This window comes from Poseidonocella sp. HB161398 (genome assembly GCF_005870025.1).
GTDB lineage: Bacteria > Pseudomonadota > Alphaproteobacteria > Rhodobacterales > Rhodobacteraceae > Mangrovicoccus.
Window position 1 is genome coordinate 1 of sequence record NZ_VATA01000069.1, and the last position, 13,041, is coordinate 13,041.

Annotated in this window: 13 protein-coding genes and 1 pseudogene; 10 read left to right on the forward strand and 4 right to left on the reverse strand. The window is 66.9% G+C overall.

Features of this window, described 5'->3' with window-relative positions:
* Together FGX59_RS30545 and FGX59_RS30550 are read left to right on the forward strand one after the other, a co-directional pair.
* On the forward strand, positions 1-1,186 hold a 1,186-nt coding region (locus FGX59_RS30545; protein WP_206078477.1), incomplete at its 5' end, for a glycosyltransferase.
* Positions 1,186-1,383, forward strand: a complete 198-nt coding sequence (locus tag FGX59_RS30550; protein WP_138471511.1) for a hypothetical protein — start codon at positions 1,186-1,188, stop codon at positions 1,381-1,383. The genes FGX59_RS30545 and FGX59_RS30550, both read left to right, overlap by 1 nt.
* 383 nt (positions 1,384-1,766) lie before the next feature.
* Here the strand turns inward: FGX59_RS30550 and FGX59_RS30555 are convergent.
* Positions 1,767-1,904: pseudogene (locus tag FGX59_RS30555) on the reverse strand (integrase core domain-containing protein); the annotation flags it as partial.
* Here FGX59_RS30555 and FGX59_RS30560 point away from each other — a divergent pair.
* Positions 1,871-2,413 (forward strand): substrate-binding domain-containing protein, encoded by a 543-nt coding sequence (locus tag FGX59_RS30560; protein ID WP_138471513.1) that lies wholly within the window; start codon positions 1,871-1,873, stop codon positions 2,411-2,413. The pseudogene FGX59_RS30555 and the gene FGX59_RS30560 sit on opposite strands and share 34 nt — an antisense overlap.
* Here FGX59_RS30560 and FGX59_RS30565 read toward each other — a convergent pair.
* The 3 genes from FGX59_RS30565 to FGX59_RS30575 form a co-directional block, all read right to left on the reverse strand.
* Positions 2,365-3,984 (reverse strand): acetyl-CoA carboxylase biotin carboxylase subunit, encoded by a 1,620-nt coding sequence (locus tag FGX59_RS30565; RefSeq protein ID WP_138471515.1) that lies wholly within the window; start codon positions 3,982-3,984, stop codon positions 2,365-2,367. The two genes, FGX59_RS30560 and FGX59_RS30565, sit on opposite strands and share 49 nt — an antisense overlap.
* Positions 3,981-4,394 carry an acetyl-CoA carboxylase biotin carboxyl carrier protein subunit gene (locus FGX59_RS30570; protein WP_138471516.1) on the reverse strand — a complete coding sequence of 138 codons (414 nt, stop codon included), beginning with the start codon at positions 4,392-4,394 and terminating at the stop codon, positions 3,981-3,983. Before FGX59_RS30570 ends, FGX59_RS30565 begins: the two co-directional genes overlap by 4 nt.
* Positions 4,395-4,599: 205 nt before the next feature.
* Entirely contained in the window at positions 4,600-5,619 is a 1,020-nt protein-coding gene (locus tag FGX59_RS30575; protein WP_138471518.1) for a GlxA family transcriptional regulator, read from the reverse strand.
* A 123-nt stretch (positions 5,620-5,742) separates the two neighbouring features.
* Here FGX59_RS30575 and FGX59_RS30580 point away from each other — a divergent pair, with 123 nt between their 5' ends.
* The 7 genes from FGX59_RS30580 to FGX59_RS30610 all read left to right on the forward strand — a co-directional run bounded on the left by FGX59_RS30580 (position 5,743) and on the right by FGX59_RS30610 (position 12,732).
* Positions 5,743-7,737 carry an FAD-dependent oxidoreductase gene (locus FGX59_RS30580; protein ID WP_138471520.1) on the forward strand — a complete coding sequence of 665 codons (1,995 nt, stop codon included), beginning with the start codon at positions 5,743-5,745 and terminating at the stop codon, positions 7,735-7,737.
* Positions 7,738-7,871: 134 nt separating this feature from the next.
* The gene (locus tag FGX59_RS30585) at positions 7,872-8,612 is read left to right on the forward strand and encodes an amino acid ABC transporter ATP-binding protein (RefSeq protein WP_171060907.1); all 741 of its coding nucleotides are present in this window, start codon (positions 7,872-7,874) and stop codon (positions 8,610-8,612) included.
* Positions 8,609-9,253, forward strand: coding sequence for an amino acid ABC transporter permease (locus FGX59_RS30590; protein ID WP_138471522.1), 645 nt, complete (start codon positions 8,609-8,611; stop codon positions 9,251-9,253). The genes FGX59_RS30585 and FGX59_RS30590 overlap by 4 nt, the downstream gene beginning before the upstream one ends.
* Positions 9,250-9,906, forward strand: coding sequence for an amino acid ABC transporter permease (locus tag FGX59_RS30595; RefSeq protein WP_138471524.1), 657 nt, complete (start codon positions 9,250-9,252; stop codon positions 9,904-9,906). The genes FGX59_RS30590 and FGX59_RS30595 overlap by 4 nt, the downstream gene beginning before the upstream one ends.
* Positions 9,907-9,922: 16 nt before the next feature.
* Complete coding sequence (locus tag FGX59_RS30600; RefSeq protein WP_138471526.1) at positions 9,923-10,747, forward strand: ABC transporter substrate-binding protein; 825 nt, start codon at positions 9,923-9,925, stop codon at positions 10,745-10,747.
* Positions 10,748-10,856: 109 nt separating this feature from the next.
* A complete protein-coding gene (locus FGX59_RS30605) occupies positions 10,857-11,753 on the forward strand; it encodes a dihydrodipicolinate synthase family protein (RefSeq protein ID WP_138471527.1) in 897 nt (298 codons plus the stop codon).
* A 25-nt stretch (positions 11,754-11,778) separates the two neighbouring features.
* Positions 11,779-12,732 carry an ornithine cyclodeaminase family protein gene (locus FGX59_RS30610; RefSeq protein ID WP_138471529.1) on the forward strand — a complete coding sequence of 318 codons (954 nt, stop codon included), beginning with the start codon at positions 11,779-11,781 and terminating at the stop codon, positions 12,730-12,732.
* Positions 12,733-13,041: the final 309 nt, after the last annotated feature.

Sequence of the window (13,041 nt, forward strand, 5' to 3'; positions counted from 1 at the left end):
GCTCAAGGAGAAGTTCCCGCAGACGCGGTTCCACTACATGTGGCACAACTACATGCCGCTCTGCCCGCAGATCGAGCTGCTCTACCAGAACCGTTTCGACTGCACCGATTACGAGGGCGGGCGGAAATGCCAGGGCTGCATCGCGGGCTTCCATACCCGCGATCAGCTGATCGTGCCGCAGCGCTTAGGCTCGTCGCTGGAATTCGCGCGGCTCTCGGGACGACCCCTGGGAAATTTTTTCTTCGGGGCAGGAATGGGGCTCTATCAGATTTGGCAAGCTTGCCGTTTGTTCGTAGGCGAGGTTCGTCTGTCACTCAGAGGAACGCTCGTTAGAGATGCAGAAGCCAGGGTTCGGGTCCGTAAGTTTCAGGCGGTTGATGTCGAGGCGGAGGGGAAAGGCCCTCGAGGGACTTCCCTAGCAAGGACAGCTATGCATGGAGACGAATACCGTATTTGGCGGGAGCAGAATACCATGCGACTAAATCGCTTTGATAGCCACATGTGTGTTTCGAAGTTGGTAGCTGAAACGATTGCTTCGTTTGGAATTAATCGCCAAAATATTAGAATTACTCCACAGGGTATGGATCTGCACGCTTCGCCAAGCCAAATGCGGGCACGCGCGGACACGAAACCAGACCGCGATCGAATGAGGCTATCATTCATCGGCTACGGCATTCCTTCGAAAGGTCTCCCCTTCATCACGGAAGCTCTGATGTCTGCGGACTTGCCGGTGCTGAAGGAGAAGGCTGAACTAGTGATCTACGCTCGTCTGGACGACCACGACATGCTCAAGCTCGCGCCCCTGACTGAGCGGTTCGCACAAGTTAGCGTCGTCCAGGGTTATCGGCGAGAGGACTTGGCAAAAGTCGCCCGGGACATCGACCTTAATATCGTACCGTCGATCTGGCGAGAAACCTACAATCAAGTCGCCTACGAGCTCCTTTGCCTTGGCACCCCATCACTTCTGTCCACGAATGTCGGGTTGGGTATGTTCTGGGGAAGGAACCCAGAGTTCGTTTTCCAGAGCGGAAATCAAGAAGATTTCATCTCAAAACTTGCAGGGATCGTCTCGAATCCAGCGCTGCTGAAGAAGTTCTGGAAATCACCGCCAGAGCTTCCCACAATGGAGCAGCACATCATGCAGGTTCACTCGATCATGAGTAGCACCAATACCGAGAAGTGGTAGTGATCGGCACGGAGCTCGGTGCAACCATTGATGCTGCCCTGTCAGAGGGCCGGGTCGATGCCGTGCTGAGCCATCCGACCGGCGAAGTCGTGGAGGCGGTCGTGGCCATGATGGAGAGCGCGGTCGTGTTCGGATCGCCGCCAGAGCATCAGCGGCATGGTGTGCCGGTCGAGATCCGGATCAGCGAGACGGTCTGACATGGAGTTCGGGCGCAAGGGCGAAGTCCGATCAAATTTCATCAGCTTTGACCTGCCTGTACAGTGTAAGCGGTGCATCCAACCCCCTGAACTGCGATTGGAGGCGTCGGCTTTTTCTATAGGATCCTGCGTGCGTGTTCCAGGCGATCGTGGGCGCCGGTTCCACGCGATGATGGGCACGGATTCCACGTGATCGTGGGCAGGCCAGGCCGACAGTCTGAAGCTACGGTGCGCCTCGTCTTGAGCGAGGGAGCCAAATGCCAACGGAACGACTGTCGATGCGCCGGATACGGGATGTACTGCGACTGAAGCATGCCCAGGAGAGGTGGTCCCGGTTTTTCGACCAGTTTGCCGCCGGGCTAAGCTATAGCTTGGGTTTCAGGTCAGGCGGCGATCTTCAGGTTCGGGGTCCGGCTACCATAGGCCTCGTCCGGCGTCAGCAGCCCATGCGATGAGTACGGGCGTCTCTCGTTGTAATAGCTGATCCATGCGCCGATCCCCTTGCGTGTCTCCGAGCCGGTCTCGACGGCGTGTCCTGAGCATGGGGCACCGGCGGATCGCCTATATCACCGGCTCGGCGCCGCTGTTCGAACTGACGCAGCGCGAACAGGGGTTCCGCGATGCGATGGCGGCAGCAGGGGTGCCGGTGGATGAACGGCTGATTGCCGACGGGCATTTCCGGCCCCGGATCGCCCGCCAGCTGACCGCGGCCTTCCTGTCCGAGGACAGCCTGCCGACGGCGATCCTGTGCGCAACGGACGAAATGGCGCTTGGGGTGCTGGCCGAACTCAACGCGCGGGGCATCCGCGTGCCCGACGACATGTCGGTGACCGGCTATGACAACACCCGCTATGCCGAACTGACCCACCCGCCGTTGACCACGATTGCGCAGCCCGCGCATGAGATCGGCACGCGGGCGATGCAGGCGCTGCTGCGGCAGATCGCGGGAAAACCGGTGTCGCGAGCCAGCGAATATGTCGATTACCAGCTGATCCTGCGCCGCTCCGTGGGGCGGGTGCGCGAGGCCTGAGCTGCCGTCATCGCGGGCAGGCTTGCCAGTCCTGCAGGAAACCGTCGGGCAGCTGGTCGCGGAACCCGTGGGCGAACAGGTCGATTTCCAGGGCCAGGCCCACTTTGAAATCGTTCAGTTCCGGCCCGCTTCGGCGGTACTGTTCCAGCCGGTTGAGGAATTCGCGGTGGGTCTGGTCGTCGTGCGGTGCAAGCGTCGAGGTGCCCATTGCCCGCAGCAGGTCGATGCGCTTGTGCACTTCGCGCATGCCTGAAAAGGCTTCCATCATCGGGCGGGTCAGCCGGATCATCCACGAGCCGGGCCAGGAGCGGCACGGTGGAGCCGCAGCCGTCGATGCAGATCTCGGCCAGCGCAGCGCGCATCCGTGCCAGCGCTTCGGCGCGGGTCGCCCCGCGGGTCACGAGCTTGGCGATCAGCGAGTCATAGACGGCAGGCACGCGGTAGCCCTCGCGCAAATGCGTGTCGATCCGCACCCCTGGCCCGCCGGGAAGATGCAGCCGCGTGACCTCGCCCGGACGCGGCTGCAGCGTCGCAGCGTCCTCGGCGGTGATGCGGCACTCCAAGGCATGTCCTGCGAAGCGGACATCCTCCTGTGCCAGCACAAGTGCCTCGCCCATGGCCACGCCGAGCTGCATGGCTACGAGGTCCAGTCCGGTCGCCTCTTCGGTGACGGGATGCTCCACCTGGATGCGGGTGTTCATCTCGATGAAGTTGAAGGCTCCGTCCTCGTAGAGGAACTCGAAAGTGCCCGCGCCCTCGTAGTCCAGCATGCGGCAGGCGGCGGCGCAGCGTTCGCCCAGAGCTGATATCGCCTGCTCAGAGATGCCGGGGGCAGGGGACTCTTCGATGACCTTCTGGTGGCGGCGCTGGAGCGAGCAGTCGCGCGCTCCGAGCCACAGGGCATTGCCCTGCCGGTCGGCCATGACCTGCACTTCGACATGGCGCGGCCGCTCGAGGAATTTCTCGATATAGACGGACGGATTGCCGAAAAATTGCTGTGCCTCCTGGCGGCAGAGCATTACCGCCTCCGCCAGCTCTTCAGGCCGACGCACGATGCGCATGCCGCGCCCGCCGCCGCCGCCCGCGGCCTTGACGATCAGTGGATATCCAGTGGCCGCCCCGGCGGCCATGGCTTCGGACATGTCGCCCGCCAGCGGCTGGTCCGGGCCGGGCACGCAGGGCACTCCGGCGGCCATCATCGCGCGCTTGGCCTCGACCTTGTCGCCCATCCGCCGCATCACCTCCGCAGACGGCCCGACGAAGGTCAGTCCCGCCGCCGCGACCGCGTGCGCGAAGTCCGGGCTTTCCGACAGGAAGCCGTAGCCAGGATGCACGAGATCAGCCTCCAGCAGATCCGCGGCCCGCAGGATCAACGGGATGTTCAGGTAGCTGTCCTTCGCCGCCGCGGGCCCGATGCAGAGCGCGCGATCGGCGAGATCGAGCCAGGGCGCCCCGGCATCGGCCTCGGAATGGATGCAGGCGGTGCGAAGCCCGAGCTTGCGGGCCGCGCGCAGGATGCGCAGCGCGATCTCGCCTCGGTTGGCGACCATGAGGGTCCGGGGCGCGATCATTCCAGCACCATCAGGACGGCCCCTTCCTCGATCTCCTCGCCATCGGCGACGAGGACCTGCGTGACGGTGCCGTCGCGCGGCGCGGCGACGGTGTTCATTACCTTCATCGCCTCGATGAGGCAGAGCGGATCGCCGGCCTTCACCGCCTGGCCTGCCGTCACGAAGGTGGAAGCCCCGGGGGCGGACGCGAGATAGCAGATGCCGTAGAGTGGCGCGTGGATCTCGACCCCGGCCGGGGACAGGGCCGCCGGAGCCGCTGCAAGGGCAGGCTGCGGCGCTGCGGCCGGGGTCGCGGCCGGCGCCTGTCTCCTGCGGAGGATCAGGTCGCTGTCGCCTTCGGTCAGCGCAAACTCCTCCAGCCCGGCCGTGGCAAGCCATCCGATGACCTGTCTCAGCCGTTCCGTGTCCATGATCCTGTCTCTCTTGCAGCTCCGGCCCGGCCGGCATGTCGTGTGGCCGACTATAGGAAGTTGCGCGAGGCGTGGCTTATCGCGGGAGGCGTGGCTTATCGCGGATCCTTCTCGCGTGAGAGGAAACCGCTATGCCTCCGGTCCAGCGCAGGGGCCGGCCATCCGCATCGGTGCAGCATGAGTGCTGCCTGCGGGAAACGACGGCTTAGCCGCCTTGCTCCGCGGTTCCGGCTGGGCGCTGCCCGCGCCGGAATTCGTCGGGCGTCATGCCCCAGCGCGCCTTGAAGGCGCGGCAGAAATGGGCGCTGTCGCAGAAGCCGAGGTCGAAGGCCACTTCCGAGATCGAGCGCCGCGCTGCCCCGAGGAGCGTGCAGGCTGCCTCGAGCCGGATATCGCGCCAGAAGGCGGCGGGCGACATCTGCAAGTCGCGCTGGAACGACCGCCCGAGACGGGTGCGCGTGGTGTTCAGCGCCGCGGCGACCTCGTCGATCGTGCAGGGGCTGTCGAGCCGGAACTCCATGTAGCGCACGGCATCGACCGTCAGCCGCGACGCGCGGGACAGAGCCTCGCTGCGGTGGCGCGTGGCGGGCGACACGCCGTCATTCGGCTTGAACAGCAGGTAGTTCAGCGACTTGCGCGCCCGCGCCGGGTCGCCGGAGCGCGAGATCAGGTAGGCCGCGACGTCGATTGCCACGATGCTGCCCGGACAGGTGATGATGTTGCGGTCGTTGATGTAGTTCGACCCCGATTGCGGCAGCGCCTTCGGGAAACGGCGGGCGAATTCGCCGAGCACGTCGAAATGCACCGCGCAGCGGCGCCCGTCCAGCAGGCCGGCCTGCGCCAGCAGGAAGCTGCCCGTGCAGAGGGCGACGATCGGCTTTCCCTCTTCCGCGGCCTTCCGCAGATGCGCCTGGAGGCGCGGCGAGGGCGCCGGCAGGTCGCGCAGGAGCCCGCCGCAAAGCACGAGGCAGTCGTACCGGTCCAGGTCCCCGGTCGTGGCGTTGGGCGTCACTTCCAGCCCGCAGCTCGCCCGGACCGGCTCCCTGGCCGAGCCGATGAAGTCCCAGGAATAGTAGATCTGCCGACTGCGGTCCTCGCGGTCCGCGGCCAGGCGGAAGGCGTCGATGAAGCTGGCCACGGGGGTCAGGGTGAAGCTGGGGCAGAGCAGGATGCCGAGCCGCAAGTAGGGCAGGCCGGGACTGTGCGGCGGGTGTGGCTGAAGCATCGCAGGGATCCGGTGGCTCTGGCTGCATCAAACGTTATGAAAAACGATCCAGATCGACAATGCCAAAAGCATCCCCCGAGGACATGCTGTGCGGAACGAAACATCCAGGAAAGCCCGCGCACCATGCTGGACCAGTCCTATCCGAAGCTGTTCGAGCCTTTGAAACTTCGCCACAAGACCCTAAGGAACCGGGTGAATTTCGGGTCCCACACCGCGAACATGGCTGAGGACGGACTGCCCGGAGACCGCCATCTCGGCTACTATTTGGAACGCGCGAAGGGCGGTGCGGCCATGATCATGGTCGAACCGATGCCGGTGCATGCCACGGCGCGGCTCACGCGCGGCAACTTCCGCCATGACGATGACGCGGTGATCGAGGGTTTCCGCAGGATCACCGAAGCCTGCAAGGCGGAGGGGGCGGTCATGCTGCACCAGCTCTACCATGTCGGCCAGCATGGCGATTTCGACCTGTCCTACCGCGAGAACTGGTCGCCTTCGGGCATGCCCTCCTATCACGACGGCGACGGCAGCCACCGCATGACCGAGCCCGAGATCGAGGAGGTGATCGAGGGCTTCGTCAATGCCGCTGCGCGGGCCCAGGCCTCGGGCTTCGACGGGGTCGAGTTGTTCGGTCCCTACAATTCTCTGCTGGAGCAGTTCTGGCTGCCCTGGACCAACCGGCGCGACGACCGCTGGGGCGGGTCCTTCGAGAACCGCATGCGCCTGACTACCGAGATTACAAGCCGCATCCGCCGCCGGACCGGCGACGATTTCATCATCGGCCTCGCTGCCAGCGTCGATCCGACCGTCTCGGTCGCGATGGATATCGGGCTCCTGCAGGAGGTGGCGGCCTGGCATGACGAGCGCGGGCTGATCGACTACATCAGCTGCGGTACCGGCAGCTATTTCGACCATTCCTCGGTCATTCCGGGTTTCCTCTTTGCCGACAAGCTGGGCGCGCCCCATGCCCAGGCGCTGAAAGAGGTCTGCAAGCACATCCTCGTCCAGGCCGAAAGCCATGTCCGCACCCCCGAGAGCGCACATGAGGTGATCTCGTCCGGCCAGGCCGACATGGTCAGCATCGTGCGCGGCCAGATTGCCGATCCGCACTGGGTGGGCAAAGTGGCCTCCGGCCGCGCGAGTGACGTGCGCGGCTGCATCTCGTGCAACCAGATGTGCTGGGGCCGCCGGTCGCGCGACTACTGGATCTCGTGCCTGGTCAATCCGTCTGCGGGGCGCGAGTTCGAATGGGGCGGCGACCGTTTCTCCCCCGCGGCCGTGCCGAGGCGCATCCTGGTCGTCGGCGGCGGCCCGGCCGGGCTCGAGGCGGCGCGCGTCGCGGCGGAACGCGGTCATCATGTGACCCTGGCCGAAGCGGCGCCGCAGCTCGGCGGCCAGTTCCGCCTGGCGGGCATGCAGCCTCGCCGCGAGCAGATTCTCGAGCTGATCGGCTGGTACGAGCGCCAGCTGGAGCGGCTGCAGGTGCGTGTGCTGCTGAACAGCCCGCTCGACGCCGAAGATATCGCGGCCTTCGAGGCAGACGAGGTGGTCGTCGCCACCGGCTCGCAGCCGGCGGGCAGCGGCTTCCAGCGCGCGCTTCCGGCGCAGGACGTGATGCCCGGCATCGGGCTGCCCGGGGTCTGGTCGGCCGAGGAGGTGATGAGCCGCAGCGCCCGGCTGGGCGAACATGTTGTCCTGGTCGATGATACCGGCGACTGGCGCGGCATGGGCACAGCGCTCGAGATCGCGGCGCGCGGCCACCGGGTGACGATCGTCACCGGCTTCACCCTGCCGGGCGCATTCCTGCGCCGGACCGAGCTCGACAAGCCGGCGCGGGCGCGGCTGCGCGCTGCGGGCGGGCGCTGGATCACGGAAGCGGCGGTCGCGGAATGGACAACTCGCGGGGCGCGGATCGTGAACCTCCTCGACGGGTCCGAGGAACTTCTGGCGGCGGATTCCCTGGTGCTGGCCACGACCAATGTCGCCGACACCTGGCTGCACGACGAGCTCAGGGAAGCGGGCGAGGCGCGGCCGGTCGCGCTGATCGGAGACGCGCTTGCGCCACGCCTGGCCGTCGCCGCGATCTACGAGGGGCGGGTGCTGGGCCAGTCGCTCTGAACCGAACCAAAAAGCAACAGGGAAACTGAAATGACAGGGATTTCCGGGACGATGCGGGCCGGCTACGGGGTGTGCGCATGATGGCCGCTGCGTTGGCAGGGCCGGTGGAACAGGCCGGGGCTCGGCCGGGGCCGATGATCGAGGTCAGCGGCCTGGTCAAGGATTTCGGCGCCCATCGCGTGCTGGACGGCATCGACCTGTCGGTGCAGCGCGGCGAGGTGATCGCGATGATCGGGCCGAGCGGCTCGGGCAAGAGCACCTGCCTGCGCTGCCTCAACCTGCTCGAGGCACCGAGCGCGGGGCTGCTTCGTGTCGGGGACGTCACGATCGACGCGTCCCGGCCGGTCACGCGCCGGCAGCGGCTGGGATTCCGGCGGCCGCTGGGCATGGTCTTCCAGTCCTTCAACCTGTTTCCGCACATGACCGTGCTGCGCAATGTCAGCCTGGCTCAGGAGCGCGTGCTGAAGCGCAGCCGCCGCGAGGCGGACGAGATTTCGCGCCAGCTGCTCGACCGGGTGGGGCTCGGCGCCAAGGCCGACCAGCATCCCTCCCGCTGCTCGGGCGGCCAGCAGCAGCGCATTGCCATCGCCCGCGCGCTGGCGCTCGATCCAGAGGTGATGCTCTTCGACGAGCCGACCTCGGCGCTCGACCCCGAGCTGGGGCTCGAGGTGCTGAACGTGATGCAGGAGCTGGCGGCCGGCGGCATGACGATGATCGTCGTCACGCACGAGATGCATTTCGCCGAAAGCGTGTCCGACCGCGTGCTGATCATGGCCGATGGCCGGATCATCGAGCAGGGGCCGAGCGCCGAGGTAATGCGCAACCCGCAGACGGAGCGCGCGCAACGCTTCCTCAGCGCGGTGATGAACCGGTGACGGCGGGCTTCCTCGCCCCGATACTGGGTGGCGTCATCTGGACTCTGGCACTGTCGGCGGCGGCCCTGGCTGTCGGGATGGTGCTGGGCGCACTGCTCTGCGCCATGCGGGTCAGCGGCGGCGCGGTTCTCGCGGCGCTTGCCGCCATGCTCATCCTGATCTTCCGCGCGGTGCCGCCGATCGTCTGGCTGTTCCTGATCTATTTCGGCCTCGGCGCCGGCTGGCTGCAGATCGGCGCCTTCGAGGCCGCCGCACTTGGCCTGGGGCTGATCACCGCCGCCAACCTGGCCGAGATCTTCCGCGGCGCGCTCAAGGCAATCCATGTGGGCCAGTGGGAGGCCGCCCAGACGCTGGGGCTGCCGCAGGTCTCGCGGCTCTGCGACGTGATTGTCCCCCAGATGCTGCGCATCACATTGCCATCGATCGTGAGCTACGCGATCGGACTGATCAAGGACACTGCCATCGCCTCGACTATTGGCGTGCCGGAAATCGCCTTCCAGGCCTCGAATGTCTCGCAGGCGACGTTCCGCGGGCTGGAGAGCTTCGCCTTCGCGGGGCTGCTCTATATCGGGCTCAGCATTCCGATCGCGATGGCCAGCCGCAGGATCGATCTGCGCCTGCGCTCGAAGGTGGCACGATGACTGGGCTTCTCGATTTCTGGAACCAGTCGCTGCCGCAGCTGCTGACCGGCTTCACGCTGTCGCTGCAGGTGACGGGGCTCTCGCTCGCGCTCGGCATTCCCCTCGGCCTTGTCCTGGCGCTGACGCTGCAATCGGCGTCGCGCTGGCTGCGCTGGCCGTCTCTCGTCATGGTGGAGATCGGGCGCGGCGCCTCGATCCTGGTGCTGCTGCAGTTCGTCTATTTCGGCCTGCCCTCGGCCGGGCTGACGCTCAGCTCCTTCGCCTCGGCCGTGGCCGCCTTCTGCTGGTGTACCGCCGCCTATACCAGCGAGATCATCCGCGCCGGGCTGCAATCGGTGCACCATGGCCAGAGCGAGGCCGGCGAGGTGCTGGGTCTCGACCCGGCCGAGATCCTGCGCTTCGTGATCCTGCCGCAGGGCCTGCCAGTCTGCGTGCCTACGCTTCTGGGCTTCTCGATCCTGATGTTGCAGGCCTCCTCGCTGGCCTTCGTGGTGGCGCTGCCCGAACTCATGAGCAAGGCACAACTCATCGGCTCGAACACCTTCCGCTACATGCCCCTCTTCGCCCTGACCGCGATCCTCTACGCGGCAGTCTGCATCCCGGCTACGATCGTCGTTGGCCGGCTAGAACGGCGCCTCAGCCGTCACATCTGACCGACAGGAGATCTCCATGAAACGACCGATCCTCGCCTCTCTCGCCGTCGCAGCCGTGCTGGCGGTCCAGGGCGTTGCCGCCCAGGCCTGCACGCCGGCCCGCACCTTTCCGACGATCACGCCAGGCACGATCACCGTGGCCGTCTACAGCTATCCGCCCTTCGCCACGCTGCTGCCGGGCGGCGAGATCGGCGGCGTCGACAGTGACATCGTCAAGGAGATCGCGGCGCGCAACTGCATGACCGTGACCCCGGTCGTTGTCGATCCCTCGGCGGTGATCCAGAACGTGATGACCAGGAAGGTCGATCTCGGCATCGGCGACTGGTTCCGCACAGCCGAGCGCGCCAAGGTCATGGGCCTGTCGCATCCGATCTATGTCGACCAGATGGCCTTCTACTCGCGCGATGGCGTCAGCACGCTGGACGGGCTCGAAGGCCGGAAGGTCGGCGCGGTCTCGGGCTTCCTCTATGCCGGGCAGCTAGAGCGCGCGCTGACCTCGTCCGTCATCCTCTATCCGAACCCGGTCGCGCTGGCGCAGGATCTGGAGGCCGGGCGCATTGACGTGGCCGCGGACGGCTACGGCACCGGCGCCTATGCCAAGTCGCAGGGCGCCTATGAGGGGATCGAGATCAAGATTGCCGAGCCGGACGAGCGTGTGCCAGTCTCGGTCGAGCCGGCGCAGATCGCGCTTCTCTACCACTTGGGCAATCCCGGTCTCGGCGAGGCGATCGATGCCGAGATCGTCGCGCTGCATGACGAGGGCAGGATTGCCGACATCCTCGAGGCCAACGGGCTCGACCGCAGTGGCGCCGAGACCGGCGCGCCGCGCCTGATCCAGTGACCGGCGCGGGCCTGCGCCCGCTGCCTCCTGGCCGGGGGAACGGAGCGGGCCACACGGCCCGTTTCCACCCCTTCCGAATTTCCTGTCCGATCTGCCGGAGGACCGCTCCATGACCGCCTTTCCCTTCGCGGGACTGAATCTCGCCCTGACCACGCCCTTCGATGACGAGGGGCGGATCGCCTACGACCGGCTGCCGGACCATCTCGAGGCCTATATCGCCGCAGGCGTGACGGGCTTCGTGCTGAGCTCGGGGACGGGGATGCATGTCTACCTGTCGCGCGACGAGTCTGACCGGCTGGTCGCGGCAGCTGCGCACGCCATCGGCGGGCGGGCGCGGATCATCGTGCAGGCCTCGGCCCTGATGGTCGAGGAGGTGGTCGCACGCAGCCGCTATGCGGCGGATTGCGGCGCCGATGCGGTGATGGTGCTGCCGCCCTTTTTCGAGGGGCCGACAGAGGACGACGACATCCTGCGCTTCTACGAGGCGGCCGGCGCGGGCGGGCTTCCTGTCATCGGCTACAACGTGCCCCAGGCGGTCGGTGCCGCGATCTCGCCCGGTCTCTTCGCACGGCTGGCCGAATTGCCGAACTTCCTGGCTGTGAAGGACAGCGGCGGCGACCTGGCCGCGCAGGCAGAGCTGATCGCGACCGGCCTGCCGGTGATGAACGGCGCCGATCCGCTGGCAATCCACTCCGCCTTCGCCGGGGCGGCCGGCATGATCTGGGGCGGCGCCAATATTGCGCCGCGCAGCTGCCTGGCGATGCTGGCCGCGGCGCAGGCCGGCGACTGGGACCGCGCGCGGGAGATATGGGGCGTGCTCAGGCCGCTGATGGCGCTGATCTGGCGCGGCGACTACGTGCAGACCGTCTATGCCGCGGCGGCGATGGCGGGATATGACGCCGGCAGCCCGCGCCGCCCGCTGAGCCGCCTCTCCGGGGATCGCCGCCGGGCGCTGGAGCCGCTGGTCGCCGCAGTCTGCCGCCAGGAGGCGGCGCTTGGCGCCTGACCGGGGCACATGCGAGGAGGAAGCCATGACACCGCCCTACCTGACCCATGACTCCATGAAGTCTTCCATCTCCTGGCCGGACGCGGTGGAGGCGCTGCGCCGGGGCCATCGGCTGTCCCGGCCCGAACAGGCCGACCTGCTGCTTGGCCCGCCCGGCGCGCAGCTCCTGGCCCGCGCTGCCTGGATCGCGGAACTGGGATATGTCATCAAGGGAGACTCGGTCGTCGCGGCAAATGCCGCGCGGGGCCTGCCATCGGTGCAGGGGGCTGCAATGCTCTATGATCCGCAGACCGGCGCGCTGCGTGCGATCATCGAGAGCCGGCTGCTCACCCAGGTGAAGACCGCCGCCGACAGCGTGCTCGGCGCCTGCTGCCTTGCCCGTCCGGACAGCCGGCACCTGGTGATCGTCGGCGCCGGGGCGGTCAGCCGCTCGCTGGCCCGGGCCTATGCCGCGCTTTTCCCCGCGCTCGAGCGGATCACGATCTGGGCGCGGCGGCCCGCGCAGGCCGAGGCGCTGGCAGGCGAGCTTGGCGGCCTCAAGCCCAGTGTTGCGTCCGGTTCGGACCTCCAGGCGGCTCTGTCCACGGCCGACATCGTGTCCACCGCGACCTTCGCCTGCGAGCCAGTCTTGCCCGGCGCCTGGATCCGGCCGGGCACGCATGTCGATCTGGTCGGGGCCTTCACCCCAGAGATGCGCGAAGCCGATGACGCGCTGATGGCGCGGGCCGGGATTCATGTCGACTTCCGTGACACCACGGTGGGCCGCATCGGCGAACTGATGGCGCCGATGGCGTCTGGCGTGATCGGGTCAGCGGATATCCGCGGCGATCTCTACGACCTGGTTGCCGCCGGGCCGCGCGTGCGCGATCCCGAGGCGATCACGGTGTTCAAGAACGGCGGTGGCGCGCATCTCGACCTGATGATTGCCGACTATATCGCGGGCGTTGCAGAAGCGCGTGCCATCTCCTGCCTTCCCTGAGCCTTGGATTTAGGTCCGCGGGCTGATCAGCCTAGGCAGCAAGGAGAGATTGCACCGACTGTCGGCCGGGAGAGCGCCTTTCGTCTTCCAGCCGAGCGGGCGGTTCCGCGCCACCCAGGGGGGCGCGGCGGATGCGTGCAGGGCAGGTCGCCTCCTGCGAACAATTCCCTTCAAGGTATGGTCATGCGGCGATGCGGGAAATCCCTGAACATCGCTTTGACCTCACGAGAGGCCTTGCGGAGCGGGAGCTCAACGCATCCCGTCTCTCCGTTCTCGCGGGGACTGGGCGCTGATGTACGGCATCAGGCC

Coding starts and splice junctions, on each gene's coding strand:
- FGX59_RS30580 (WP_138471520.1), top strand. CDS start 5,743: ATGCTGGACCAGTCCTATCCGAAGCTGTTCGAGCCTTTGAAACTTCGC.
- FGX59_RS30585 (WP_171060907.1), top strand. CDS start 7,872: ATGATCGAGGTCAGCGGCCTGGTCAAGGATTTCGGCGCCCATCGCGTG.
- FGX59_RS30560 (WP_138471513.1), top strand. CDS start 1,871: ATGCGCCGATCCCCTTGCGTGTCTCCGAGCCGGTCTCGACGGCGTGTC.
- FGX59_RS30570 (WP_138471516.1), bottom strand. CDS start 4,394: ATGGACACGGAACGGCTGAGACAGGTCATCGGATGGCTTGCCACGGCC.
- FGX59_RS30595 (WP_138471524.1), top strand. CDS start 9,250: ATGACTGGGCTTCTCGATTTCTGGAACCAGTCGCTGCCGCAGCTGCTG.
- FGX59_RS30605 (WP_138471527.1), top strand. CDS start 10,857: ATGACCGCCTTTCCCTTCGCGGGACTGAATCTCGCCCTGACCACGCCC.
- FGX59_RS30610 (WP_138471529.1), top strand. CDS start 11,779: ATGACACCGCCCTACCTGACCCATGACTCCATGAAGTCTTCCATCTCC.
- FGX59_RS30565 (WP_138471515.1), bottom strand. CDS start 3,984: ATGATCGCGCCCCGGACCCTCATGGTCGCCAACCGAGGCGAGATCGCG.
- FGX59_RS30575 (WP_138471518.1), bottom strand. CDS start 5,619: ATGCTTCAGCCACACCCGCCGCACAGTCCCGGCCTGCCCTACTTGCGG.
- FGX59_RS30600 (WP_138471526.1), top strand. CDS start 9,923: ATGAAACGACCGATCCTCGCCTCTCTCGCCGTCGCAGCCGTGCTGGCG.